Here is a 26,087-nt window from a genome sequence, read left to right on the forward strand (position 1 = left end):
TTACTCCCTCGCCTCGCGGTCGCGACGCGGGCCACGCGGGCGCTCGCGGTCACCGCGATCACCACGCTCGCCGCGCGGCGAGTCGTCCTGCTTTTCCTGGCCGACCTGGGCGAAGTCGAAGATCTCGCCCTTGTAGATCCAGGTCTTGATACCGATGATCCCGTAGGTCGTCTTGGCCTCGGCAAAGCCGTAGTCGACGTCGGCGCGCAGCGTGTGCAGCGGCACGCGACCCTCGCGGTACCACTCCGAACGCGCGATCTCGGCGCCGTTGAGGCGGCCGGCCACGTTGACCTTGATGCCCAGCGAGCCAAGGCGCATCGCGTTGCCGACGGCGCGCTTCATCGCGCGACGGAACATGATGCGGCGCTCCAGCTGCTGCGCGATCGACTCGGCGACCAGCTGCGCGTCGAGCTCCGGCTTGCGGACCTCGGTCACGTTGATGTGCGCCGGGACGCCCATCAGCGCGGAGACTTCCTTGCGCAGCTTCTCGATGTCTTCGCCGCGCTTGCCGATCACCACGCCCGGACGGGCGGTGTGGATCGTGACGCGGGCAGACTTCGACGGACGCTCGATCAGGATCTTGCTGATGCCGGCCGCGGCGAGCTTCTTGCGAAGCATCTCGCGGACCTTGATGTCGGCGACCAGGTAATCGGCGAATTCCTTCTTGCCGGCATACCACTTGGAATTCCAGTCCTTGGCGATGCCAAGGCGGATGCCGGTCGGGTGAACTTTATGACCCATGAGTTACTTCCCCTCGCCGACGACGACGGTGATGTGGCTGGTGCGCTTGAGGATGCGGCTGCCGCGACCCTTGGCTCGCGCCATGAACCGCTTCAGGGTGGGACCCTCGTCGACCGTGATCGCACTGACCTTGAGCTCGTCGACATCGGCGCCCAGGTTGTTCTCGGCGTTCGACGTGGCCGAGTACACGACCTTGTAGATCATGTGCGCGGCCTTCTTGTCGCTGAACTTCAGGAGGTCGAGCGCACGGGCCGCGGAGAGGCCGCGGATCTGGTCGGCGACCAGACGTGCCTTCTGCGGGGAGATGCGCGCACTGCGCAGGATTGCCTTGGCTTCCATCGTCATCTCCTTAGCGCGACTTCTTGTCGCCGCCATGACCCTTGAAGGTCCTGGTCAGGGCGAACTCGCCGAGCTTGTGGCCCACCATGTTCTCGTTGACGAGCACCGGAACGTGGTTGCGACCGTTGTGCACGGCGATGGTGAAACCCACCATCTCCGGCAGGATCATCGAGCGGCGCGACCAGGTCTTGATCGGGCGCTTGGTGTTGCCCGCGGTCTCCACCTTCTTGATCAGGTGATGGTCGACGAACGGACCCTTCTTCAGTGAACGTGCCATGGTCGGTTAGCTCCTGCGATCGCGCACGATGAACTGCTGCGTCCGCTTGTTGTGGCGGGTCTTGTAACCCTTGGTCGGCACGCCCCACGGGGTGACCGGATGCGGGTTGCCCTGGCCGGCCTTGGCCTCGCCACCACCGTGCGGGTGGTCGACGGGGTTCATGGCGGCACCACGGACGGTCGGCTTGATGCCGCGCCAGCGCGAAGCACCGGCCTTGCCCAGCTTCTGCAGGTTGTGCTCGACGTTGCCCACTTCACCGATGGTGGCGCGGCACTCGGCAGGCACGCGACGCATCTCGCCGGAACGCAGGCGGACGGTGGCGTAGAGGCCGTCGCGGGCGACGAGCTGTACGCCGGCGCCGGCGGCACGGGCGATCTGCGCGCCCTTGCCCGGCTTCATCTCGACGCAATGCACGGTGGAACCGACCGGGATGTTACGCAGCGGCAGCGTGTTGCCCGCCTTGATCGGCGCATCATTGCCCGCGATCACCTGGTCGCCGGCCTTGAGGCCCTTCGGCGCGATGATGTAGCGGCGCTCACCGTCGACGTAGCACAGCAGCGCGATGTGAGCGGTGCGGTTCGGGTCGTACTCGATGCGCTCGACGCGCGCCGGAATGCCTTCCTTGTCGCGCTTGAAGTCGATGATGCGGTAGTGCTGCTTGTGGCCGCCACCCATGTGCCGCGTGGTGATGCGGCCATGGTGGTTGCGACCACCGGTCTTGCTCTGCGGCTCGACGAGGGCGGCGTGCGGCGCACCCTTGTGGAGTTCCGGCGTGACCACGCGGACCGCTGAACGGCGGCCGGGCGAGGTGGGCTTGAATTTCATCAATGGCATGGGGTCTTCCTCAGGCCTTGGTGTTCATGACGTCGATCGACTGGCCGTCGGCCAGCGTCACGTAGGCCTTGCGCCAATCGCCGCGGCGACCGTTGCGGTTGCGGAAGGCCTTCTGCTTGCCTTTCACGTTGAGCACGTTGACGGCTTCGACCTTGACGGCGAACAGCTTTTCGATCGCGATCTTGATGTCGGCCTTGGTGGCATCGGTCGCCACTTCGAACGCGTACTGGTTGGACACTTCCTGCAGGCGTGCGGTCTTCTCGGACACGCGCGGCGCACGGATCAGTGCATAGAGCTTGGCGTCATTCATGCCAGCCACTCCTCGATCTTCTTGATGGCGTCGGCGGTGACCAGCACGCTGTCGGCGCCGACCAGCGAAACCGGATCCAGGCCCTGGACGTCACGGATCTGCACGTACGGCAGGTTGCGCGCCGACAGGTACAGGTGGTCCGAAGCGTCCTCGGTCACGATCAGCGGGCGCTTGCCCAGATCGAGGCCCTTGAGCTTCTCGGCGAACGCGCTGGTGTTGGTCTCCGCGACGTCGAAGGACTCGACGACCTGCAGGCGACCCTGGCGGGCCAGCTCGGACAGGATGGTCGACATCGCCGCGCGGTACATCTTGCGGTTGACCTTCTGCTCGAAGCTGCGCGGCTTGGCCGCGAACGTCACGCCGCCGCCGACGAAGATCGGGGCCGTCAGGGCGCCATGACGCGCGCCGCCACCCTTCTGCTTCTTCGACTTCTTGGTCGTGCCGCTGACTTCCGAGCGGGTCTTCTGCGCCTTGGTACCCGAGCGGCCGGCATTGCGGTAAGCCACCACGACCTGGTGAACCAGGTCCATGTTGAACTCGCGGCCGAACACGCCTTCGGAAACCGACATCTTGTCGCTGCTACCGTTGATGGAGAGTTCCATCGTCATCTCTCCTTATGCCTTGCTCGTGGGACGCACGATCACGTCGCCACCCGGGGCGCCCGGAACCGCGCCCTTGACTGCGATCAGGCCGCGCTCGGCGTCGACCCGGACCACTTCGAGGTTCTGCGTGCTCTGGCGCACCGCACCCATGTGACCGGACATCTTCTTGCCCGGGAACACGCGGCCCGGCGTCTGGCGCTGGCCGATCGAGCCCGGCGAACGGTGCGACAGCGAGTTGCCGTGCGTCGCGTCGCCCATCTTGAAATTCCAGCGCTTGATCGTGCCCTGGAAGCCCTTGCCCTTGGTCACGCCCTCGACGTCGACGATCTGGCCAACTTCGAAGATATCGGCGCGGATCTCGCCGCCCACTTCGAAACCGCCGATCTGGTCGTCGCCGACGCGCAGTTCCCACAGGCCACGGCCGGCTTCAACCTTGGCCTTGGCCAGGTGACCCGTCTCGGGCTTGTTGACCAGCACGGCACGCTTGGTGCCGACGGCGACCTGCACGGCGCTGTAGCCGTCGGTCTCCTGGGTCTTGATCTGGGTGATGCGGTTGGGGGTGGCTTCGATCAGGGTGACCGGGATGGACTGGCCATCCTCGGTGAACACCCTGGTCATGCCGGCCTTGCGACCGACAATGCCCAACGAATATCGCTTCGCGGTCATGGTGGCGTCCTCAGGTCAGCTTGATCTGGACGTCGACGCCAGCCGCGAGCTCGAGCTTCATCAGCGCGTCCACGGTCTTGTCGTTGGGGTCGACGATGTCGAGCACGCGCTTGTGCGTGCGGGTCTCATACTGGTCGCGCGCGTCCTTGTCGACGTGCGGCGAGGTCAGGATGGTGTAACGCTCGATCTTGGTCGGCAGGGGAATCGGGCCGCGCACCTGGGCGCCCGTCCTCTTGGCCGTTTCGACGATCTCGCTGGCCGAACGGTCGATCAGTCGATGATCGAACGCTTTCAGCCGGATCCGGATTTTCTGGTCCGCCATGACGGAATTCCTTCTTTAAAGAGCGACAGGCCCGCGGCTGGATGCGCGGAACCCCGTGAAATCAATGGATGCCAAGGCTGGAGACCCCGCCCGGCGACCGTCCTTGAAAACAACAAGGCAGGCCAGTTACCCGGCCCGCCCAGACGGAGATGCGGACGCGACGATTCCCCTGGTCACTTTGTCCCGAAGAGCTTCGGGACGAACCGGGGTACTGCCGCGCGACGTGTTCCCTGTCTGGCGAAAACGAGGCGCATCCTGCACCTCATTTCGCGGTTCCGGCGAGCCCCCGAAGGGTCTTGCCGAAGTAGTCGAACATTATAGACACCTACCCACCAGCCACGCAACACCCGCGGCCAACAAATCGCAGGGAAACCACAGCCCGCCGGCGCCGGAGGCCGTCGGCGCAAGCCGATGGCCCCCGCCGGTGTTATCTGGAGCGCCTACGGCGATCCGGATCAACACCGGCACGTATCACGGCGGCGCAAGCCGCCGGGATACGAATACTTACTTGATGATCTTGGCCACCACGCCGGCGCCGACCGTACGGCCACCTTCGCGGATCGCGAAGCGCAGGCCGTCGTCCATCGCCACCGGGTTGATCAGCGTGACCACCATCTTCACGTTGTCGCCCGGCATCACCATCTCGACGCCCTCCGGCAGCTCGCAGGCGCCGGTGATGTCGGTGGTGCGGAAGTAGAACTGCGGACGGTAGCCCTTGAAGAACGGCGTGTGGCGGCCGCCCTCGTCCTTCGACAGCACGTACACCTCGGCTTCGAACTCGGTGTGCGGCTTGATCGAACCCGGCTTGCACAGCACCTGGCCGCGCTCCACGTCGTCACGCTTGGTGCCGCGCAGCAGCAGGCCGGCGTTGTCGCCCGCCTGGCCCTGGTCGAGCAGCTTGCGGAACATCTCCACGCCGGTGACGGTCGTCTTGACGGTCGGACGGATGCCGACGATCTCGATTTCCTCGCCCACCTTGATGATGCCGCGCTCGATGCGACCGGTCACCACCGTGCCGCGGCCCGAGATCGAGAACACGTCCTCGACCGGCATCAGGAACGGCTTGTCCACGTCGCGCTCGGGCTCCGGGATCCAGGTGTCCAGCGCCTCGACCAGCTTCACGATCGCCGGCACGCCGATGTCCGACTGGTCGCCTTCCAGCGCCTTCAGCGCCGAACCCTGGATGATCGGGGTGTCATCGCCGGGGAAGTCGTACTTCGACAGCAGCTCGCGCACTTCCATCTCGACGAGCTCCATCAGCTCGGCGTCGTCGACCATGTCGGCCTTGTTCAGGAACACCACGATGTACGGCACGCCCACCTGGCGCGCCAGCAGGATGTGCTCGCGCGTCTGCGGCATCGGGCCGTCGGCGGCCGAGCAAACCAGGATCGCGCCGTCCATCTGCGCGGCACCGGTGATCATGTTCTTGACGTAGTCGGCGTGACCCGGGCAATCGACGTGCGCGTAATGGCGGTTCGGCGATTCGTACTCGACGTGCGAGGTCGAGATGGTGATGCCGCGCGCCTTCTCTTCCGGCGCCTTGTCGATCGCGTCGTAGGCGTGGAATTCGCCGCCGAAGCGTTCCGCACCGATCTTCGTCAGCGCCGCCGTCAGCGTCGTCTTGCCGTGGTCGACGTGACCGATCGTGCCCACGTTCACGTGGGGCTTGGTGCGCTCGAACTTACCCTTGGCCATGATTCTTCACTCTCAGAAAGTTGTTGGAAGGGACCGCGTTGCCGCGGCCGCTTACTTCTTCTTGACGACTTCGTCGACGATGTTGGTCGGCGCGTCGGCGTAATGGTCGAACTCCATCGTGAACGTCGCGCGGCCCTGGGACATCGAACGCAGGCTGGTCGCGTAGCCGAACATCTCGCCCAGCGGGATCATCGCGTTGACGATCTTGCCCGACGGGCTGTCGTCCTGGCCCTGCAGGATGCCGCGACGACGGCTGACGTCGCCCATCACGTCACCGATGTAATCCTCCGGCGACACGATCTCGACCTTCATGATCGGCTCCAGCAGGACCGGACCGGCCTTGTGGAAACCTTCCTTGAAGCCCATGGAGCCGGCGATCTTGAACGCCATTTCCGAGGAGTCGACTTCGTGGTACGAGCCGTCGATCAGCTTCACCTTGATGTCGACGATCGGGTAGCCGGCAAGCAGGCCGTTGGCCATTGCTTCCTGGATGCCCTTGTCGACGGCCGGGATGTATTCCTTCGGCACCACGCCGCCGACGATCGCGTTCTCGAACACGTAGCCCACGCCGGCTTCCTGCGGCGAGATTTCCAGCCACACGTGGCCGAACTGGCCCTTGCCGCCCGACTGGCGGACGAACTTGCCTTCCGACTTGACCGTCTTGCGGATGGTCTCGCGGTAGGCAACCTGCGGCTTGCCGACGTTGGCCTCGACGTTGAACTCGCGCTTCATGCGGTCCACGAGGATGTCCAGGTGCAGCTCACCCATGCCGGCGATGATCGTCTGGCCGGATTCCTCGTCGGTACGCACGCGGAACGACGGATCCTCCTGCGCCAGGCGACCAAGCGCGAGGCCCATCTTCTCCTGGTCGGACTTGGTCTTCGGCTCGACCGCCATCGAGATGACGGGCTCCGGGAAGATCATGCGTTCCAGCGTGATGATGTGGTCCTGCGCGCACAGCGTGTCGCCGGTGGTCACGTCCTTCAGGCCGACGGCCGCGGCGATGTCGCCCGCGCACACCTGCTTGATTTCCTGTCGATCGTTGGAGTGCATCTGCAACAGGCGGCCGATGCGTTCCTTGCGGCTCTTGACCGGGTTGAACACCTGGTCGCCGGCGTTGAGCACGCCCGAGTACACGCGGAAGAAGGTCAGCGAACCGACGAACGGGTCGGTCATGATCTTGAACGCCAGCGCCGAGAACGGCGCCTTGTCGTCGGAAACGCGGGTGTCCGGCTGGTCGCGGTCGTCGATGCCCTGGACCGGCGGCCGGTCGACGGGCGACGGCAGCAACTGGATCACGCCGTCAAGCATGGCCTGCACGCCCTTGTTCTTGAACGCGGTGCCGCAGTACACCGGCACGATCTCGACGTTCAGGGTGCGCAGACGCAGGCCGGCAACGATCTCGTCCTCGGTGAGCTCGCCGCCCTCGAGGTACTTGTCCATCAGCTCCTCGGTGGCCTCGGCCGCCGACTCCACCATGAACGCGCGCGCCTCGACGGCCTTGTCGGCCAGGTGCGCGGGAATCTCCTTGTACTCGAACACCATGCCCTGCGACGCGGTATCCCAATGGACCGCCTTCATCTTCAGCAGGTCGATGACGCCCTCGAAGCCGTCCTCGGCACCGACCGGCACCTGCATCGGCACCGGGCTCGCGCCCAGGCGCGACTTCAGCTGCTCGACGACCTTGTCGAAGTTGGCGCCGGTGCGGTCCATCTTGTTGACGAACGCCATGCGCGGCACGTGGTACTTGTTGGCCTGGCGCCAGACGGTTTCCGACTGCGGCTGCACGCCGCCAACGGCGCACAGCACGAACACGGCACCATCGAGCACGCGCAGGCTGCGCTCGACTTCGATCGTGAAGTCGACGTGCCCGGGGGTATCGATGATGTTGAAGCGGTGCTGCGGCAGCGACTTGTCCATGCCGGACCAGAACGCGGTGGTGGCCGCAGACTGGATCGTGATGCCGCGCTCCTGCTCCTGCTCCATCCAGTCCATGGTGGCGGCGCCGTCGTGCACTTCGCCCAGCTTGTGGCTGACACCCGTGTAGAACAGGATGCGCTCGGACGTGGTGGTCTTGCCGGCATCGATGTGGGCCATGATGCCGAAGTTGCGGTAGCGTTCGATGGGAGTGGTGCGAGCCACGGCGGTCTCTCTATTTTTTGTCCGCTGAGCGGAGAAGTTTCCGGATGGCCGAATGCCGCCAGAAGGCGGCACCCGGCTACTGCGATGTACTGGCGCCGGCGGGGCCGTCGCCGGCGGCGCGAGGTGCGCGCCGCCCGGGTGCCATTACCAGCGGTAGTGTGCGAACGCCTTGTTCGCCTCCGCCATGCGATGGGTTTCCTCGCGCTTCTTGATGGCGCCGCCGCGGTTCTCGGAGGCGTCGATCAGTTCGGCCGCAAGCTTGCGCGGCATGGTGTTCTCGCCACGCTTGCGCGCGGAGTCGATCAGCCAGCGCATCGCCAGCGCCATGCGCCGCGACTGGCGCACTTCGACCGGCACCTGGTACGTGGCACCGCCGACGCGACGCGACTTCACTTCGACCGAAGGCGAAATGTTGCCGAGCGCCTTTTCGACGACTTCGAGCGGGTTCGGAGTCTTTTCACCGATCACGTCCATGGCGCCGTAGACGATCTTTTCGGCGACGGACTTCTTGCCGCTGTACATGACCATGTTGATGAAGCGGGCGATGGTCTCGCTCCCGTGCTTCGGGTCGGGCAGCACCGAGCGCTGCGGGGTGTTTCCTTTACGCGACATTGTTCTTGTGCCTTTGTCAGTATCTGGTTCGACGGTGCGTCAACAGCCGGAGGCTCAGGCCTTCGGACGCTTCGCGCCGTACTTCGAACGCGCCTGCTTGCGCTTGGTGACGCCGGCGGCGTCGAGCGAGCCACGCACGGTGTGGTAACGCACGCCCGGGAGGTCCTTGACGCGACCGCCGCGGATCAGCACCACGGAGTGCTCCTGCAGGTTGTGGCCTTCGCCACCGATGTAGGAGATCACCTCGTAACCGTTGGTCAGGCGCACCTTGGCAACCTTGCGCAGGGCCGAGTTCGGCTTCTTCGGGGTGGTGGTGTAGACGCGCGTGCACACGCCGCGACGCTGGGGACAGTTCTCCAGGGCGGGCGAGTTGCTCTTGTAGGTTTCCGGGCTGCGCGACTTGCGCACAAGCTGGTTGATTGTTGCCATCGGTCTCGGGTCTTTGCTCTGGGCACGGGGCCCGCGGTGTGTGTGGCGGGCCTGGGCCCGGCTCTGGTGGCGCGGACCGAGGCCCGTGCCGGCCGCACGGTCCAGGTCCCGTGCGCGAAAACAAAGGCAGGCGGAATGATCCAGCCTGCCAGACGGAAAAGTATAGCGTGCGCCGACGACCAGCGTCAACGCAGCATACGACCCGCCATGCGCGCCCCAACCTGGGCGCAGCCATGGCCGCGATCTCTTTCCCGCCCATCCTGGGCCGAACACGAAGCGCCTCCATGGCACCTCATTTCGGGATCTGGGACGGCCCCGTGGGGCCGTCACTAACTTTGTATCAGCCTTCGTCGCCCTCGCCCGCCGCTTCCGCGGCGGCCGGGGCTTCGATCATCACTGCAGGTTCCGCGGCAACTTCTGCCACGGAGACCCCGGACAGCGCATCCATTTCGGAGTCGGTCAGGCCGGAGGCATTCTTGCGGCGCTGCGTATGGTACGCCAAGCCGGTGCCCGCCGGGATAAGGCGCCCGACGATGACGTTCTCCTTCAGGCCACGCAGGCTGTCACGGGTGCCGCGTACAGCGGCCTCGGTCAACACGCGGGTGGTCTCCTGGAACGACGCGGCGGAGATGAACGACTCGGTCGCAAGCGACGCCTTGGTGATACCCAGCAGCACCGGGTCGTAACGCACCGGCAGCTCGCCCTTGGCATTCAGCTTGATGTTGTCCTCGATCACGCGCTGGCGCTCGGCCTGCTCTCCATTGAGGAAACGGCTGTCACCGGCGTCGGTGATCTCCACCTTGCGCAGCATCTGGCGGACGATCACTTCGATGTGCTTGTCGTTGATCTTCACGCCCTGCAGGCGGTAGACGTCCTGGATTTCCTTGGTCAGGTACGACGCAAGTTCCTCGACGCCCTTCAGGCGCAGGATGTCCTGCGGGCTCGGCTCGCCGTCCACCACGGTCTCGCCCTTCTCGACGTGCTCGCCTTCGAACACGATGATCTGGCGGTACTTCGGGATCAGCTCCTCGTGATCGTCACCGTCGGCACCCTTGATGATCAGGCGCTGCTTGCCCTTGGTGTCCTTGCCGAAGCTCACCACGCCCGACTTCTCGGCGAGGATCGCCGGGTCCTTGGGCTTGCGGGCTTCGAACAGGTCGGCAACGCGCGGCAGGCCGCCGGTGATGTCGCGGGTCTTCGACGCTTCCTGCGGGATCTTCGCCACCACGTCGCCCACGCCGACGGACGCGCCGTCCTGCATGTTGACGATCGAGCGCGGCGGCAGCATGTACTGCGCCGGCAGGTCGGTGTTCGGGATGCTCAGGTCCTTGCCGGTCTTCTCGTCGACGATGCGGATGATCGGGCGCAGGTCCTTGCCCTGCGAGCCGCGACGCTTCGGATCGGTGATCTCGCGCGAGGCGAGGCCGGTCAGGTCGTCGGTCTTCTCGATCACCGTCACGCCGTCGATGAAGTCGACGAAGCGCATCACGCCCTTCACTTCCGACACGATCGGGTGGTTATGCGGGTCCCAGTTGGCGACCGTCTGCCCGGCCTTGACCGCCTGCGCGTCCTTGACGTGGATGGTCGCGCCGTACGGGAGCTTGTAGCGCTCGCGCTCGCGGCCATGGGCGTCGAGGATCGACAGCTCGCCGGAGCGCGACACCGCCACCAGGTGGCCGTTGCCGTGCTGGACCGACTTGATGTTGTTGAACTTCACCGAGCCGGTGGTCTTGACGGTGACGTTGTCGATCGCCGCCGCACGCGAAGCCGCGCCGCCGATGTGGAACGTACGCATCGTCAGCTGCGTGCCGGGCTCGCCGATGGACTGCGCGGCGACCACGCCGACCGCCTCGCCATGGTTCACCTGGTGTCCGCGACCGAGATCGCGGCCGTAGCACAGCGCGCAAACGCCGAAGGACGACTCGCAGGTGATGGTGGAGCGGACCTGGATGGTCTGCACGCCGTCGTCCTCGAGCTTCTGCACCCAGGCTTCGTCGAGCAGCGTATTGCGGGTCACCACCGGCTCGTCGTCATTGCCCGGCAGGAACACGTCCTCGGCAACCACGCGGCCCAGCACGCGATCCTTCAGCGGTTCGACCACGTCGCCGCCTTCCACGATCGGGGTCATGGTCAGGCCATCGCGCGTGCCGCAATCGGTCTCGGTGATCACCACGTCCTGCGCCACGTCGACCAGGCGACGGGTCAGGTAGCCGGAGTTCGCGGTCTTCAGCGCGGTATCCGCGAGGCCCTTGCGGGCGCCGTGGGTCGAGATGAAGTACTGCTGGACGTTCAGGCCCTCGCGGAAGTTCGAGGTGATCGGGGTCTCGATGATCGAGCCGTCGGGCTTGGCCATCAGGCCGCGCATGCCGGCCAGCTGGCGGATCTGCGCCTGCGAACCACGCGCGCCGGAGTCGGCCATGATGTACACGGAGTTCATCGACTTCTGCGGGACCTGCTCGCCCTTGGCGTTGGTCACGGTCTCGGTGCCGATGGCTTCCATCATCGCCTTGGCCACGCGCTCGTTCGTGCGCGACCAGATGTCGACGACCTTGTTGTAGCGCTCGCCCGCGGTGACCAGGCCCGACTGGTACTGCTGCTGGATTTCCAGCACCTCGCCCTCGGCCTCGGCCAGGATGCCCTTCTTCTCCGGCGGGATGATCATGTCGTCGATGCCGATGGAGACGCCGGCGCGCGTGGCGTACGCGAAGCCGGTGTACATCAGGCGGTCGGCGAACACGACCGTGTCCTTCAGGCCGAGCATGCGGTAGCAGGTGTTGATCAGGCGGCTGATGTTCTTCTTGTTCAGCTCGGTGTTGGCCAGCGAGAACGGCAGGCCCTCCGGCAGGATCTCCGCCAGCAACGCGCGGCCCACCGTGGTCTCCACGATCGAGGTGCCGGTCTTGCGGCCACCTTCTTCGTCGATCACGGTTTCGGTGATGCGCACCTTCACCTTGGCATGCAGGCCGGCGACCTTGGCGTCGTAGGCGCGCTTGACCTCGGACACGTTGGCGAACGCCATGCCCTCGCCCGGGGTGTTCTCCAGGGCGCGGGTCATGTAGTACAGGCCCAGCACCACGTCCTGCGACGGCACGATGATCGGCTCGCCGTTGGCCGGCGACAGGATGTTGTTGGACGACATCATCAGCGCACGCGCTTCCAGCTGGGCTTCCAGCGAGAGCGGCACGTGGACGGCCATCTGGTCACCGTCGAAGTCGGCGTTGAACGCGGTGCAGACCAGCGGGTGCAGCTGGATGGCCTTGCCCTCGATCAGCACCGGCTCGAACGCCTGGATGCCCAGGCGGTGCAGCGTCGGCGCGCGGTTCAGCAGCACCGGATGCTCGCGGATCACCTCTTCGAGGATGTCCCACACCTCGGCCTCTTCGCGCTCGACGAGCTTCTTGGCGGCCTTGATGGTGGTGGCCAGGCCGCGGCGCTGCAGCTTGGCGAAGATGAAGGGCTTGAACAGCTCGAGCGCCATCTTCTTCGGCAGGCCGCACTGGTGCAGCTTCAGGTACGGGCCGACCACGATGACCGAACGGCCCGAGTAGTCGACGCGCTTGCCGAGCAGGTTCTGGCGGAAGCGACCCTGCTTGCCCTTGATCATGTCGGCGAGCGACTTGAGCGGGCGCTTGTTGGTGCCGGTGATGGCGCGGCCGCGACGGCCGTTGTCCATCAGCGCGTCAACCGATTCCTGCAGCATGCGCTTCTCGTTGCGCACGATGATGTCGGGCGCGTTGAGCTCCAGCAGGCGACGCAGGCGGTTGTTGCGGTTGATGACGCGGCGGTACAGGTCGTTGAGGTCGGAGGTCGCGAAGCGGCCACCGTCCAGCGGCACCAGCGGACGCAGGTCCGGCGGCAGCACCGGCAGCACGGTCATCACCATCCACTCGGGGCGGTTGCCCGACTCGAGGAAGGCCTCGACCAGCTTGATGCGCTTGGTGAGGCGCTTGAGCTTGGTCTCGGAACCGGTGGCGGCGATGTCTTCGCGCAGCTGCACCATCTGCGCCTGCAGGTCGATCGTGCGCAGCAGGTCGAACACGGCTTCGGCGCCCATGGCGGCGTCGAAGTCGTCGCCGTGCTCCTGGCGCATCTGCATGTACTGCTCTTCGTTGAGCAGCTGGCCACGCTCCATCGGAGTCAGGCCCGGCTCGGTGACCACGAACGCCTCGAAGTAGAGGATGCGTTCGATGTCACGCAGCGTCATGTCCAGCATCAGGCCGATGCGCGACGGCAGCGACTTGAGGAACCAGATGTGCGCGGTCGGGCTGGCCAGGTCGATGTGGCCCATGCGCTCGCGGCGCACCTTGGCCAGCGTCACTTCCGTGCCGCACTTCTCGCACACCACGCCGCGGTGCTTCATGCGCTTGTACTTGCCGCACAGGCACTCGTAGTCCTTGATCGGGCCGAAGATGGCCGAGCAGAACAGGCCGTCACGCTCCGGCTTGAAGGTGCGGTAGTTGATGGTCTCGGGCTTCTTGACCTCGCCGAACGACCACGATCGGATCAGGTCGGGGGAGGCGAGCGCGATCTTGATCGCGTCGAAGTCGAGCGCCGGGCGCTGCTGGTTGAACAGGTTCAGAAGGTCTTTCATGTGTTTCTCCGGGATCGGGAATCGAGGACGGGGCTGCGGTGCTTGCGGGTGCGGGGCGCGTCATGCGCGCCCTGCCCCGGCTGCGTCCTCAGTTCTCTTCCAGCTCCATGTTGATCGCGAGCGAGCGGATTTCCTTGACCAGCACGTTGAAGGACTCGGGCATGCCCGCGACCATCTCGTGTTCGCCGTCGACGATGTTCTTGTACATCTGGTTGCGGCCCTGCACGTCGTCCGACTTGACCGTCAGCATCTCCTGCAGCGTGTACGCCGCGCCGTAGGCCTCCAGCGCCCAGACCTCCATCTCGCCGAAGCGCTGGCCGCCGAACTGCGCCTTGCCGCCCAGCGGCTGCTGGGTGACGAGCGAGTACGGACCGGTGGAACGCGCGTGCATCTTGTCGTCGACCAGGTGGTTGAGCTTCAGCATGTGCATGTAGCCCACGGTGACCTTGCGCTCGAACGCGTCGCCGGTGCGGCCGTCGAACAGCTGCGCCTGGCCGTTGGTCGGCAGGTCGGCCAGCGTCAGCATCGCCTTGATCTCGGACTCGTCGGCACCGTCGAACACCGGGGTGGCCATCGGCACGCCGTCGGTCAGGTTGTGCGCCAACGCCAGCAGTTCCTCGTCGCTGAACTGCTTGAGGTCGACGCGCTGGCCGTGCAGCTTGTCGTCGTGGTTGTAGATCTGGTCGAGGAACTTGCGCAGCTCGGTGATCTTGGCCTGCGCCTGCAGCATGCGGTCGATCTTCTGGCCCAGGCCCTTCGCGGCCCAGCCGAGGTGGACTTCGAGGATCTGGCCGATGTTCATTCGGCTCGGCACGCCCAGCGGGTTGAGCACGATGTCGACGGTCTGGCCATCGGCCATGTACGGCATGTCCTGCACCGGCACGATGGTCGACACCACGCCCTTGTTGCCGTGGCGGCCGGCCATCTTGTCGCCCGGCTGGATGCGGCGCTTCACGGCCAGGTAGACCTTGACCATCTTCAGCACGCCCGGGGCGAGGTCGTCGCCCTGGGTGATCTTGCCGCGCTTGTCCTGGAAGCGGCGCTCGAACTCCTTCTCGTGGACCTCGAGCTGCTTCTGCGCGCGCTCGATCGCGTCGGCCGCGTCGTCGTCCTTCATGCGCAGCTGCAGCCACTCGGCCTTGCGGATGCCGTCGAGCACCAGCGAGGAGACGGTGTCGCCCTTCTTCACGCCGGGGCCGCCATTGGCGACCTTGCCCAGCAGCTGGTCGCGCAGGCGCGCGTAGATCGCGCCCTCGAGGATGCGGAACTGGTCGTCAAAGTCCTTCTTGACGCTCTTGATCTCGTTTTCCTCGATCTGGCGCGCGCGCTTGTCCTTCTCGATGCCGTCGCGGGTGAAGACCTGCACGTCGATGACGGTGCCGTCCATGCCCGGCGGCACGCGCAGCGAGCTGTCCTTAACGTCGGACGCCTTCTCGCCGAAGATCGCGCGCAGCAGCTTCTCTTCCGGGGTCAGCTGGCTCTCGCCCTTCGGCGTGACCTTGCCGACCAGGATGTCGCCGGCACGCACCTCGGCGCCGATGTACACCACGCCCGACTCGTCGAGGCGGTTCAGCGCCTGCTCGGAGACGTTCGGGATGTCGGCGGAGATCTCCTCCGGCCCGAGCTTGGTGTCACGCGCGACCGCGGTGAGCTCTTCGATATGGATCGTGGTGTAGCGATCCTCCTCGACCACGCGCTCGGAGAGCAGGATCGAGTCCTCGAAGTTGTAGCCGTTCCACGGCATGAACGCGACCAGCATGTTCTGGCCGAGCGCGAGCTCGCCGATGTCGGTCGAAGGGCCGTCGGCCAGCACGTCGCCGCGGGCGACCACGTCGCCGACGTTGACCAGTGGGGTCTGGTTGATGCAGGTGTTCTGGTTGGAGCGCGTGTACTTGATCAGGTTGTAGATGTCGACGCCGGCATCGGTCTCGCCGGAAATCTCGTCCTCGTTGACCTTGACCACGATGCGGCCGGCGTCGATCTGCTCGATCACGCCGCCACGGCGCGCGTTCACCGTCACGCCCGAGTCGCGCGCCACGGCGCGCTCGATGCCGGTGCCGACCAGCGGCTTCTGGCTGCGCAGCGTGGGCACGGCCTGGCGCTGCATGTTGGCGCCCATCAACGCGCGGTTCGCGTCGTCGTGCTCCAGGAACGGCACCAGCGCCGCCGCGACCGACACGGTCTGCATCGGCGAGACGTCCATGTAGTGGATCTCGCTCGGCGGCTTGAGCAGGTTCTCGCCCTGGAAGCGGCAGGCGACGAACTGCGCCGTCAGCACGCCGTTCTCGTCCTGCGGTGCGCTCACCTGCGCGATGACGTACTCGTTTTCCTCGATCGCCGACAGGTACTCGACGTCGTCGGTGACCTTGCCGTCCACGACCTTGCGGTACGGAGTCTCGAGGAAGCCGTAGTGGTTGGTGCGCGCGAACACGGCCAGCGAGTTGATCAGGCCGATGTTCGGGCCTTCAGGGGTTTCGATCGTGCAGACGCGGCCGTAGTGCGTCGGGTGCACGTCGCGCACCTCGAAACCGGCACGCTCGCGCGTCAGGCCGCCCGGGCCAAGTGCCGACACGCGGCGCTTGTGGGTGACCTCGGACAGCGGGTTGTTCTGGTCCATGAACTGCGACAGCTGCGACGAACCGAAGAACTCCTTCACCGCTGCCGCGACCGGCTTGGCGTTGATCAGTTCCTGCGGCGTCAGGCCATCGTTCTCGGCCATCGTCAGGCGCTCGCGCACGGCGCGCTCGACGCGCACCAGGCCGACACGGAACACGTTCTCGGCCATTTCACCGACCGAACGCACGCGACGGTTGCCGAGGTGGTCGATGTCATCGACCGTGCCGCGACCGTTGCGGATCTCGGTGAGCACCTTGACCACGTCGAGGATGTCGGACATGTCGCCGAACTGCTCGCGCAGGCGGACCGAGTCCTCGTCCTTGCGCTCGGCGAAGTAGCGCGCGTCGTACAGCACCGGCGCGCCGGTGGTTTCCTTGCGGCCGATGCGGCGGTTGAACTTCATGCGGCCGACCGACGACAGGTCGTAGCGCTCGAAGGTGAAGAACAGGTTGTGGAACAGGTTCTGCGCGGCGTCCTTGGTCGGCGGCTCGCCGGGACGCATCATGCGGTAGATCTCGACCAGCGCTTCGAGCTGGGTCTTGGTACCGTCGATGCGCAGCGTGTTGGACATGTACGGGCCACGGTCCAGGTCGTTGACCCAGATGGTGCCGACCGCCTCGACGCCGGCCTTGCGCAGGCCTTCCAGCATCTCGTCGGTGATCTCGTCGTTGGCGCTGGCGATCAGCTCGCCGGTGGCGGCATCGATCACGTCATGCGACAGGATGCGGCCGACCAGGTAGCTGTCCGGCACGGCCAGGGCTTCGATGCCCGAGTCGGTGAGCTGCTTGACGTGGCGCGCGGTGATGCGCTTGCCCGCCTCGACGATGACGCGGTCGCCGTCGGCGAGGTCGAAATCGAGCGTTTCGCCGCGAAGGCGGTCGGCGACCAGCGCCAGCTGCACGCCCTCTTCGGGATCGATGTGGAACGTGTTGATCTCGAAGAACTCGTTGAGCATTTCTTCGTTGTTGTAGCCGAGCGCGCGCAGCAGCACGGACACCGGCAGCTTGCGACGGCGGTCGATGCGGGTGAACAGCGCGTCCTTCGGGTCGAACTCGAAGTCGAGCCACGAACCGCGGTACGGGATGATGCGGGCGCTGTACAACAGCTTGCCCGAGCTGTGCGTCTTGCCACGGTCGTGGTCGAAGAACACGCCCGGCGAGCGGTGCAGCTGCGAGACGATGACGCGCTCGGTGCCATTGACGATGAAGGTGCCGTTGTCGGTCATGAGCGGGATCTCGCCCATGTAGACCTCCTGCTCCTTCACGTACTTGATGGCCTTGTTCGACGACTCGCGGTCGTAGATCACCAGGCGCACGGTCACGCGCAGCGGGGCGCCGTAGCTGAGGCCGCGGTTGCGGCACTCGCGCTCGTCGAACACCGGGCTGCCGAGCTTGTAGCCGACATACTCCAGCGCTGCGTAACCGTTGTAGCTGACGATCGGGAACACCGACTTCAGCGCGGCATGGAGGCCGCGGTCGTCGCGGCGGGCCGGATCCACGTCGGCCTGCAGGAACTCGCGGTACGAGTCGACCTGGATGGCGAGCAGGAACGGGACCTCGAGGATCGAACGGCGCTTGCCGAAGTCCTTGCGGATGCGCTTCTTCTCGGTGAACGAATACGTCGTCATGGGGCTACCGCCTTTGGCATCTGCGGGGCGCGCGTCCGCGCCCCAGGGGGAATCGAAGTGAATCGCCAGTTGGAAGTCGCTGGTATTGCCGGCACCAGCACGCCTTCTGCTGCTACTTCCAACTACCGACTCGATGTCGGGGTTTTTTACTTGCTACAACGGCCGAAGGCCGGGGGCTTACGCCCCCAGCCCCGGTGGTCGCCCATCACGCAGGCGACGCAACAACGCTTACTTGACTTCGACCGTGGCGCCGGCCGCTTCCAGATCCTTCTTGATCTTCTCGGCTTCGTCCTTCGAAGCGCTGTCCTTGACCACGCCACCGGCTTCGGTCAGATCCTTCGCTTCCTTCAGGCCAAGGCCGGTGATCGCGCGGACCACCTTGATCACTTCGACCTTCTTGTCGCCAGGCGACTTCAGGGTCACGGTGAACTCGGTCTGCTCTTCGACCGGGGCGGCGGCGGCGGCCGGACCGGCGGCAGCGGCCACCGGGGCGGCGGCGGACACGCCGAACTTCTCTTCCATCGCCTTGACCAGCTCCATCACCTCGATGAGGGTCTTGCTGCTGATCGCTTCGATGATCTGCTCGTTGGAAAGGGACATCTCGATACCTCTGTTATCTAAGTTGGAAAACGTCTGGGGTCAGTTGTCGTGACCGAACGATTGGGTGCCTCAAGCCGCCTTTTGCTGGCCAACCGCGCTCGTGGCGCGGGCAACCTGCGTGGCCGGCTCGGCCAGTACGCGCACCAGCATGGTGGCGGGCTGAACCATGACGCTGAGCAGCATCGACAGTGCCTGGTCGCGGGTCGGCAGTGCAGCCAGGACGTCCACATGGGACCCCGGGTACATCTGTCCGCCCATCGCCACCAGGCGCGGCTTCAGCTTGTCGTTCGCCTTGGCGAACTCCTTGATCAGGCGTCCTGCGGCGCCGGGGTCTTCCTGCGAGAAAGCAAACAGCAGCGGACCGGTCAGCTCGTCCTTGACGACGGCGTAATCGGTATCCTCCACCGCACGCGAGACCAGAGTGTTCTTGGCTACCTTCAAGAACACGCCTTCCACGCGCGCTTTCTTCCGCATGTTGGTCAATTGCTCGACCGTCAGACCCGCGTACTCCGCGGCAACCAGCGAGTGCGCCTTGGAGGCGACCTCGGCCAGTTCGGCAACGACTTCCTTCTTCTGGTTCAGATTGAGAGCCATTGCACTCCTCCGTACATCGAATTCCGCCCTGGCGAATCCTCGCCCGGACGGTACTGGGGCGACGCCAGTCCCTTGGCGCCGGGAAGGCCGCAAGCGGCATTCCGGTGGTGGCCGTTTTCCAGCAGATCGTGAAACATTGATTCTGAGGAGGGTCGGCAACCATCTGCGCAGGCCCGTTCCCGCTCACGCGGTTCGAGGATTAAGCGCCCTGCGCGGGCAACGACGGCGATTCCATGCCAGTTCGAGCATCCTTGCCCGTCGTCGTTGCCACGCAGGCCGCGCCTGCGGTCTTTGACGGCTCCGCTTCGGGCCTGAGCCCTTGGCGATGCCCTCAAAACTTGCTGATTACTTGAGCGAGAGCGTCGACGCGTCGACCGCGACGCCCGGGCCCATGGTGGAGCTCACCGAAATCTTCTGCAGGTACTGGCCCTTGGCGGTGGCCGGCTTGGCCTTCACCAGGTCGGCCAGCAGCGCCTGCAGGTTTTCCTTCAGGCGGTCCGACTCGAAGTCGGCCTTGCCGATGGTGCAGTGGATGATGCCGGCCTTGTCGGTGCGGTAACGCACCTGGCCGCCCTTCGCGTTCTTCACGGCTTCGCCCGGGTTCGGGGACACCGTGCCGACCTTGGGGTTGGGCATCAGGCCACGCGGACCGAGCAGCGTGCCGAGCTTGCCGACAACGCGCATCGCATCCGGGGTGGCGATGACGACGTCATAGCTGAGGTCGCCGGCCTGCATCTTCTCGGCCAGGTCGTCCATGCCGACCGCGTCGGCACCGGCAGCCAGGGCCTCGTCGGCCTTGGCGCCCGCCGGGGCGAACACCGCCACGCGCACGCTCTTGCCGGTACCGCCCGGCAGCACGGTGGAACCGCGCACCTGCTGGTCCGACTTGCGCGCGTCCACGCCGAGGCGGACGGCAACGTCCACGGCCTCGACGAACTTGGACTTGCTGTTGTCCTTGACGATCTTCAGGGCTTCATCGATCGGGTAGCTCTTGCCCGGGACGACTGCCGCCTTGGCCGCCTTCTGTCGCTTGGTCTCTGCCATGGTCTCAGCCCTCCACCGACAAGCCCATCGAACGGGCGGAACCCGTGATGGTGCGTACTGCTGCTTCCAGATCGGCCGCCGTCAGGTCGGCTTCCTTCGCCTTGGCGATCTCTTCGATCTGCGCGCGGGTCACCTTGCCCACCTTCTCGGTGTTCGGGCGCTTGGAGCCCGTGGTCACGCCAGCCGCCTTCTTGAGCAGCACGGCAGCCGGGGTGCTCTTGGTGATGAAGGTGAACGTGCGGTCCGAGTACGCGGTGATGATCACGGGAGTCGGGAGACCCGGCTCGAGCTTCTGCGTGGCGGCATTGAACGCCTTGCAGAATTCCATGATGTTCAGGCCGCGCTGGCCCAGGGCCGGGCCGACGGGCGGCGACGGATTCGCCTGGCCTGCCTTGACCTGCAGTTTGATGTAACCGACTACTTTCTTTGCCATGTTGCTCTCCGGGTGCGAACGCCGTTCAGGCTCCCCATCGGGCCGGGAATACGCACGCGTCCCGGCATCGCGTTATCTGGTGCGCGAAAGGCCGCCCATCCGGCGGCCAGTGCGTTTGCCCGCCAGTGGCGGGCAGGAAGCCGCATACTATAGCAGCTCCCGGGGCTTGCGGCACGCGGCCGGCGATCAGGCCTTTTCGACCTGCCCGAACTCGAGCTCGACCGGGGTGGAGCGTCCGAAAATCAGCACCGCCACGCGCAGTCGGCTCTTCTCGTAGTTGACTTCCTCGACCACGCCGTTGAAGTCGTTGAAGGGGCCGTCGGTGACGCGGACCATCTGGCCGGCCTCGAACAACACCTTCGGGCGCGGCTTCTCCACGCCTTCCTGAACGCGGGCGAGGATGGCATCGGCCTCGTCGTCGCGGATCGGCAGCGGGTTGGCGGCGGTTCCGCCGATGAAGCCCATGACCTTGGGGGTTTCCTTGACCAGGTGCCAGCTTTCGCTGTCGATGCGCGGGATGCCGCCCTCGTCGTGGGTGGCGATCTGCACGAGCACGTAGCCGGGGAAGAACTTGCGCTCGGAGCGACGCTTCTGGCCGGCGCGCATCTCGATCACTTCCTCGGTCGGCACCATCACGTCGCCGAACTTCTCTTCCATCTCAAGGCGGGCAATGCGGTCACGCAGCGCCTGGGCCACCGACTTCTCGAAGCCGGAATAGGCGTGGACCACGTACCAGCGCTTGATGAGCTCGGTTTCCATATGACTTAGACAGCCTTTATTCAATTGCCAAGCAGCAGGCGGATGACCCACTGGATGACCAGGTCGAACCCGGCGAGCAGCAGGCTGATGATGACCACCACCAGCATGACCACCCACGTCATGCGCATGGCCTCCTGGCGCGTCGGCCAGACCACCTTGCGCAGCTCGAAGCGTGCCTCCGACAGGAACTCCCGCAACTGCAGGCCCTTGGCGCTGGTCAGGAACACCACCAGGCCGGCGGCGACGCCAGCAACGACCGCCAGCACGCGCAGCGGGGTGGGCCACTGCCCGTCAAACCAGTAGAACGCCACCAGCCCGGCAACGACCAGAAGCCCGGCAATGACGTACTTGGCCACATCGCCAGCCGAAGACTGGTTCCGCGAATGATCGACCCTGCTGTTCAAGTCGTTACTGCCCTCGTTGCGGCATGGCACGCCAGGAGGGACTCGAACCCCCAACCTGCGGTTTTGGAGACCGCTGCTCTGCCAATTGAGCTACTGGCGTGTAAATCGTAAAAATCGGACTTCCTTAGACGCCAACGGCGAGCCGTCACCGACTCGCCCCGGCACGTATCACGGCGGCCAAGGCCGCCGGGATACGACTGCTTACTTGATGATCTTGGCCACCACGCCGGCGCCGACCGTACGGCCACCTTCGCGGATCGCGAAGCGCAGGCCGTCGTCCATCGCCACCGGGTTGATCAGCGTGACCACCATCTTCACGTTGTCGCCCGGCATCACCATCTCGACACCTTCCGGCAGCTCGCAGGCGCCAGTGATGTCGGTGGTGCGGAAATAGAACTGCGGGCGGTAGCCCTTGAAGAACGGCGTGTGGCGGCCGCCCTCGTCCTTCGACAGCACGTACACCTCGGCTTCGAACTCGGTGTGCGGCTTGATCGAACCCGGCTTGCACAGCACCTGGCCGCGCTCCACGTCGTCACGCTTGGTGCCGCGCAGCAGCAGGCCGGCGTTGTCGCCCGCCTGACCCTGGTCGAGCAGCTTGCGGAACATCTCCACGCCGGTGACGGTCGTCTTGACGGTCGGACGGATGCCGACGATCTCGATTTCCTCGCCCACCTTGATGATGCCGCGCTCGATGCGACCGGTCACCACCGTGCCGCGGCCCGAGATCGAGAACACGTCCTCGACCGGCATCAGGAACGGCTTGTCCACGTCGCGCTGGGGCTCCGGGATCCAGGTGTCCAGCGCCTCGACCAGCTTCACGATCGCCGGCACGCCGATGTCCGACTGGTCGCCTTCCAGCGCCTTCAGCGCCGAACCCTGGATGATCGGGGTGTCGTCGCCGGGGAAGTCGTACTTCGACAGCAGCTCGCGCACTTCCATCTCGACGAGCTCCATCAGCTCGGCGTCGTCGACCATGTCGGCCTTGTTCAGGAACACCACGATGTACGGCACGCCCACCTGGCGCGCCAGCAGGATGTGCTCGCGCGTCTGCGGCATCGGGCCGTCAGCGGCCGAGCACACCAGGATCGCGCCGTCCATCTGCGCGGCACCGGTGATCATGTTCTTGACGTAGTCGGCGTGACCCGGGCAATCGACGTGCGCGTAGTGGCGGTTCGGCGATTCGTACTCGACGTGCGAGGTCGAGATGGTGATGCCACGCGCCTTCTCTTCCGGCGCCTTGTCGATCGCGTCGTAGGCGTGGAATTCGCCGCCGAAGCGTTCCGCACCGATCTTCGTCAGCGCCGCCGTCAGCGTCGTCTTGCCGTGGTCGACGTGACCGATCGTGCCCACGTTCACGTGGGGCTTGGTGCGCTCGAACTTACCCTTGGCCATGATTGCGTATCTCGCTGAACTGTTGGATGGAGTGCCGCGCGGTGGCCGCGGCCTTGAACATGGTGCTCACGAATGGAATCGAACCATCGACCTCCTCCTTACCAAGGAGGTGCTCTACCGACTGAGCTACGTGAGCGTAAATTGTGTCCTGGCGCCTGGATTGCAATGGCAGGCCCGCGGTGGAGCGGGAGACGGGAATCGAACCCGCACCATCAGCTTGGAAGGCTGAGGTTCTACCGTTGAACTACTCCCGCGCCGGGAACCGCACTTGGTGGAGGGAGGTGGATTCGAACCACCGAAGGCGTAAGCCAGCAGATTTACAGTCTGCCCCCGTTGGCCGCTTGGGTATCCCTCCGGCAAGTAATGAACCGGTGAAAACAGCCCGCGATTTTGACGCCCCCCAATCCTGCTGTCAACGCCTGCGCGTGTTTTTCCCGAAAGAAGAACACGCCGGCCCGCCGTCCGCGGTCAGACGTTGAATCGGAAATGCAGCACGTCGCCCTCGCGGACCCGGTATTCCTTGCCTTCCAGGCGCAGGCGGCCGGCCTCGCGGGCCCCGGCCTCGCCCTTGTACTTGATGAAGTCGTCGTAGCCGATGGTCTCGGCGCGGATGAAGCCCTTCTCGAAGTCGGTGTGGATCACCGCGGCGGCCTGCGGGGCGGTCGAGCCACCCTTGACCGTCCATGCGCGGACTTCCTTGACCCCCGCCGTGAAATAGGTCTGCAGGCCCAGCAAGGTGTAGGCCGCGCGGATGACACGGTTCAGGCCAGGCTCTTCGAGCCCGAGGTCGGTCAGGAACGCGTCGCGGTCCTCGTCCTCGAGCTGCGACAGCTCCTCCTCGATCGCCGCCGAGACCGGAACCACCTCGGCGCCCTCGCCGGCCGCGCGCGCGCGGACCGCATCCAGGTGGGGGTTGTCGGTGAAGCCGTCCTCGAGCACGTTGGCCACGTACATCACCGGCTTGAGCGTCAGCAGGAACAGGTCGCGGATGGCGACGTGATCGTCCTCGGTCAGCGCCAGTGCGCGCGCCGGCTTGCCGCTGTCGAGCGCCTCGCGCACCCGGGCCAGCACTTCCACGCGCACCTTGGCGTCCTTGTCACCGGTCTTCGCCGAGCGCTCGGCGCGCTGCAGGGCCTTTTCGACCGATTCCAGATCGGCCAGCGCCAGCTCGGTATCGATGGTCTCGATGTCGGCGATCGGGTCGACCTTGTTGTTGACGTGGATCACGTCCGGGTTCTCGAAGCAGCGCACCACGTGGCAGATCGCGTCGACCTCACGGATATGCGCCAGGAACTTGTTGCCCAGGCCCTCACCGCTGGCCGCGCCAGCCACCAGGCCCGCGATGTCGACGAACTCGACCGCGGTCGGGATGCACTTCTGCGGCTTGACGATCTCCGACAGCGCATTCAGGCGCGGATCCGGCACCGGCACCACGCCGACGTTGGGCTCGATGGTGCAAAACGGAAAATTGGCCGCGGCGATGCCCGCCTTGGTGAGCGCGTTGAACAGGGTCGACTTGCCGACGTTGGGCAGGCCGACGATGCCGCATTTGATGCCCATGGATCCGGGACTCGTGAAACGGGAGGCGGGAGCCACCGGCCGTTGCGGCTGGAGGCTCCCGCATCGCGTCTCGGCAATGCGTGATGTGGTCGGCCGTCAGCCGTCCGCGCCTGCCGGCGCCGCCGTGTGCAGCCGCTTCATCGCCTCGTTGACGTCGCCGGCGACCGCCAGCGGCAGCACGTCGATCGCGTCATCGATGGCGCGTCCGATGAGGATGTCGTCCGCCCCCGTGGCGCGGCCCAGCACCCAGCCGGTCACGCGGTCCTTGTGGCCGGGATGGCCGATGCCGATGCGCAGGCGGTGGAACCGGCCATGCCCGAGCAGGCGCATGGTGTCACGCAGGCCGTTCTGGCCGCCGTGGCCACCATCGAACTTCAGGCGCGCGGTGCCCGGCGGCAGGTCGAGCTCGTCGTGGGCAAGCAGCGCCTGCTCCGGCTCGATCTTCCAGAACTGCAGCGCGGCCAGCACCGACTTGCCGCTCAGGTTCATGAAGGTGGCCGGTTTCAGCAACCACACGTCGCGACCACCGACCTGCACCCTGGCGGTCTCGCCAAAGAGCTTGCCGTCGACCTTGAAGCGCGCGCCGCCCCGCTCCGCAAGGGCGTCGACAAAGCGGAACCCGGCGTTGTGCCTGTCCCGCGCGTGGTCGGGGCCGGGATTACCCAGCCCGACGATGAGTCGAAGCCCGTCCATCGCGGCGCTGCCCACCGGCGCATCCGCTGGGGATGCACCGGTGGAACGCGGTCAGCCTTCCTTGCCCGGCTGTTCCTGCTTGGCGGCAGGCACTTCGGCGCCGGCCTCGACGTCGGCTTCCACTTCCTCGCGGACATGGCGCGCGACGGCCACGGCCGGGTTGTGGCCTTCGTCGATCTTCTGCGCGGGCGTGACGCCCTCGGGGAACACGACGTCCGACAGGTGCACGGTGTCGCCGACCTGCATGTTGGCCAGGTCGACCTCGATGAACTCCGGCAGCTTGCCCGGCAGGCAGCTGACTTCGATCTCGTTGAGCTCCTGGGTGAGCACGACGCCCGCGGTCTTGCCGGCCACCGAAGTGTCGGCGTTGACCAGGTGCAGCGGAACGTTGAAGCGGATCGCCTCGTTCTCGTTCACGCGCTGGAAGTCGATGTGCATGATCTGCTGCTTGAACGGGTGGCGCTGCATGTCACGCAGCAGCACGCGCTCGATCTTGCCGTCGACGTCGAGGTCGAGGATCGACGAGTAGAACCACTCGTGCTGGCTGGCAACCCAGGTCTTTTCCTGCTCGAGCTGGATGCTCATGGGAGCGGCGTCGCCACCGTAGATGATGGCCGGCAGGCTGCCCGCGCGACGCAGGCGGCGGCTCGCACCCTTCCCCTCGTCCTTGCGGCCGACTGCCGAAATCTTGTGCTGTGTCATTGGATGTACTCGTTTGCTTGGTTGGCCCGCCTCGCGGCGGAAATGTTGACTCCCCCGCGACCAGGGGAGCCGGTTGGAACACGACCGGGACCGGGGCGGCAGC

Annotated in this window: 24 protein-coding genes and 4 tRNA genes; all 28 read right to left on the minus strand. The window is 65.7% G+C overall.

The window, feature by feature from the left end:
* Entirely contained in the window at nt 1-741 is a 741-nt protein-coding gene (rpsC, locus tag JGR64_RS10075; RefSeq protein WP_199373189.1) for a 30S ribosomal protein S3, read from the minus strand.
* 3 nt (nt 742-744) lie between these two features.
* Nucleotides 745-1,080 carry a 50S ribosomal protein L22 gene (gene rplV / locus JGR64_RS10080; RefSeq protein ID WP_182825376.1) on the minus strand — a complete coding sequence of 112 codons (336 nt, stop codon included), beginning with the start codon at nt 1,078-1,080 and terminating at the stop codon, nt 745-747.
* A gap of 10 nt (nt 1,081-1,090) precedes the next feature.
* Entirely contained in the window at nt 1,091-1,357 is a 267-nt protein-coding gene (rpsS, locus tag JGR64_RS10085; protein ID WP_182825374.1) for a 30S ribosomal protein S19, read from the minus strand.
* Nucleotides 1,358-1,363: 6 nt separating this feature from the next.
* Nucleotides 1,364-2,191, minus strand: coding sequence for a 50S ribosomal protein L2 (gene rplB / locus JGR64_RS10090; protein WP_199373190.1), 828 nt, complete (start codon nt 2,189-2,191; stop codon nt 1,364-1,366).
* Nucleotides 2,192-2,201: 10 nt separating this feature from the next.
* A complete protein-coding gene (gene rplW, locus JGR64_RS10095) occupies nt 2,202-2,501 on the minus strand; it encodes a 50S ribosomal protein L23 (protein ID WP_199373191.1) in 300 nt (99 codons plus the stop codon).
* On the minus strand, nt 2,498-3,103 hold the full coding sequence (gene rplD / locus JGR64_RS10100) for a 50S ribosomal protein L4 (protein ID WP_182825368.1): 606 nt from the start codon (nt 3,101-3,103) through the stop codon (nt 2,498-2,500). The genes rplW and rplD overlap by 4 nt, the downstream gene beginning before the upstream one ends.
* 12 nt (nt 3,104-3,115) lie before the next feature.
* On the minus strand, nt 3,116-3,769 hold the full coding sequence (gene rplC, locus JGR64_RS10105; protein WP_182825366.1) for a 50S ribosomal protein L3: 654 nt from the start codon (nt 3,767-3,769) through the stop codon (nt 3,116-3,118).
* Nucleotides 3,770-3,779: 10 nt separating this feature from the next.
* Entirely contained in the window at nt 3,780-4,091 is a 312-nt protein-coding gene (gene rpsJ / locus JGR64_RS10110) for a 30S ribosomal protein S10 (protein WP_024891232.1), read from the minus strand.
* Nucleotides 4,092-4,595: 504 nt separating this feature from the next.
* The gene (gene tuf / locus JGR64_RS10115; RefSeq protein ID WP_182825364.1) at nt 4,596-5,786 is read right to left on the minus strand and encodes an elongation factor Tu; all 1,191 of its coding nucleotides are present in this window, start codon (nt 5,784-5,786) and stop codon (nt 4,596-4,598) included.
* A 51-nt stretch (nt 5,787-5,837) separates the two neighbouring features.
* On the minus strand, nt 5,838-7,928 hold the full coding sequence (gene fusA, locus JGR64_RS10120) for an elongation factor G (RefSeq protein ID WP_199373192.1): 2,091 nt from the start codon (nt 7,926-7,928) through the stop codon (nt 5,838-5,840).
* Between the two features lie 144 nt (nt 7,929-8,072).
* Entirely contained in the window at nt 8,073-8,540 is a 468-nt protein-coding gene (gene rpsG, locus JGR64_RS10125) for a 30S ribosomal protein S7 (protein ID WP_182825360.1), read from the minus strand.
* A 54-nt stretch (nt 8,541-8,594) separates the two neighbouring features.
* The gene (rpsL, locus tag JGR64_RS10130) at nt 8,595-8,969 is read right to left on the minus strand and encodes a 30S ribosomal protein S12 (RefSeq protein ID WP_182825358.1); all 375 of its coding nucleotides are present in this window, start codon (nt 8,967-8,969) and stop codon (nt 8,595-8,597) included.
* Nucleotides 8,970-9,309: 340 nt separating this feature from the next.
* Nucleotides 9,310-13,560 carry a DNA-directed RNA polymerase subunit beta' gene (gene rpoC, locus JGR64_RS10135; protein ID WP_199373193.1) on the minus strand — a complete coding sequence of 1,417 codons (4,251 nt, stop codon included), beginning with the start codon at nt 13,558-13,560 and terminating at the stop codon, nt 9,310-9,312.
* 88 nt (nt 13,561-13,648) lie between these two features.
* On the minus strand, nt 13,649-17,803 hold the full coding sequence (gene rpoB / locus JGR64_RS10140; RefSeq protein WP_199373194.1) for a DNA-directed RNA polymerase subunit beta: 4,155 nt from the start codon (nt 17,801-17,803) through the stop codon (nt 13,649-13,651).
* Between the two features lie 228 nt (nt 17,804-18,031).
* On the minus strand, nt 18,032-18,403 hold the full coding sequence (gene rplL, locus JGR64_RS10145; protein ID WP_199373195.1) for a 50S ribosomal protein L7/L12: 372 nt from the start codon (nt 18,401-18,403) through the stop codon (nt 18,032-18,034).
* 69 nt (nt 18,404-18,472) lie between these two features.
* Nucleotides 18,473-18,997, minus strand: coding sequence for a 50S ribosomal protein L10 (gene rplJ, locus JGR64_RS10150; protein WP_199373196.1), 525 nt, complete (start codon nt 18,995-18,997; stop codon nt 18,473-18,475).
* 345 nt (nt 18,998-19,342) lie between these two features.
* Nucleotides 19,343-20,041 carry a 50S ribosomal protein L1 gene (gene rplA, locus JGR64_RS10155; RefSeq protein ID WP_199373197.1) on the minus strand — a complete coding sequence of 233 codons (699 nt, stop codon included), beginning with the start codon at nt 20,039-20,041 and terminating at the stop codon, nt 19,343-19,345.
* A gap of 4 nt (nt 20,042-20,045) precedes the next feature.
* Nucleotides 20,046-20,474, minus strand: a complete 429-nt coding sequence (gene rplK, locus JGR64_RS10160; protein WP_199373198.1) for a 50S ribosomal protein L11 — start codon at nt 20,472-20,474, stop codon at nt 20,046-20,048.
* A gap of 186 nt (nt 20,475-20,660) precedes the next feature.
* The gene (gene nusG, locus JGR64_RS10165) at nt 20,661-21,233 is read right to left on the minus strand and encodes a transcription termination/antitermination protein NusG (protein WP_233348053.1); all 573 of its coding nucleotides are present in this window, start codon (nt 21,231-21,233) and stop codon (nt 20,661-20,663) included.
* A gap of 20 nt (nt 21,234-21,253) precedes the next feature.
* Nucleotides 21,254-21,637 (minus strand): preprotein translocase subunit SecE, encoded by a 384-nt coding sequence (gene secE / locus JGR64_RS10170; protein WP_199373199.1) that lies wholly within the window; start codon nt 21,635-21,637, stop codon nt 21,254-21,256.
* 24 nt (nt 21,638-21,661) lie between these two features.
* Nucleotides 21,662-21,737 (minus strand) — tRNA-Trp (locus JGR64_RS10175).
* A gap of 101 nt (nt 21,738-21,838) precedes the next feature.
* Nucleotides 21,839-23,029 carry an elongation factor Tu gene (tuf, locus tag JGR64_RS10180; RefSeq protein ID WP_191073332.1) on the minus strand — a complete coding sequence of 397 codons (1,191 nt, stop codon included), beginning with the start codon at nt 23,027-23,029 and terminating at the stop codon, nt 21,839-21,841.
* A 60-nt stretch (nt 23,030-23,089) separates the two neighbouring features.
* Nucleotides 23,090-23,165, minus strand: a tRNA-Thr gene (locus JGR64_RS10185).
* Nucleotides 23,166-23,209: 44 nt separating this feature from the next.
* Nucleotides 23,210-23,283 (minus strand) — tRNA-Gly (locus JGR64_RS10190).
* Nucleotides 23,284-23,298: 15 nt separating this feature from the next.
* Nucleotides 23,299-23,384, minus strand: a tRNA-Tyr gene (locus tag JGR64_RS10195).
* A gap of 113 nt (nt 23,385-23,497) precedes the next feature.
* Nucleotides 23,498-24,589 carry a redox-regulated ATPase YchF gene (ychF, locus tag JGR64_RS10200; RefSeq protein WP_199373276.1) on the minus strand — a complete coding sequence of 364 codons (1,092 nt, stop codon included), beginning with the start codon at nt 24,587-24,589 and terminating at the stop codon, nt 23,498-23,500.
* Between the two features lie 96 nt (nt 24,590-24,685).
* Nucleotides 24,686-25,282, minus strand: a complete 597-nt coding sequence (gene pth, locus JGR64_RS10205) for an aminoacyl-tRNA hydrolase (RefSeq protein WP_199374276.1) — start codon at nt 25,280-25,282, stop codon at nt 24,686-24,688.
* A gap of 51 nt (nt 25,283-25,333) precedes the next feature.
* Nucleotides 25,334-25,984: a 50S ribosomal protein L25/general stress protein Ctc gene (locus JGR64_RS10210; protein WP_199373277.1), complete on the minus strand. Its 651-nt coding sequence runs from the start codon at nt 25,982-25,984 to the stop codon at nt 25,334-25,336.
* Nucleotides 25,985-26,087 lie beyond the last annotated feature (103 nt).

The organism is Luteimonas sp. MC1572 (assembly GCF_016615815.1).
In the GTDB taxonomy this organism is placed as follows: Bacteria; Pseudomonadota; Gammaproteobacteria; order Xanthomonadales; family Xanthomonadaceae; genus Luteimonas.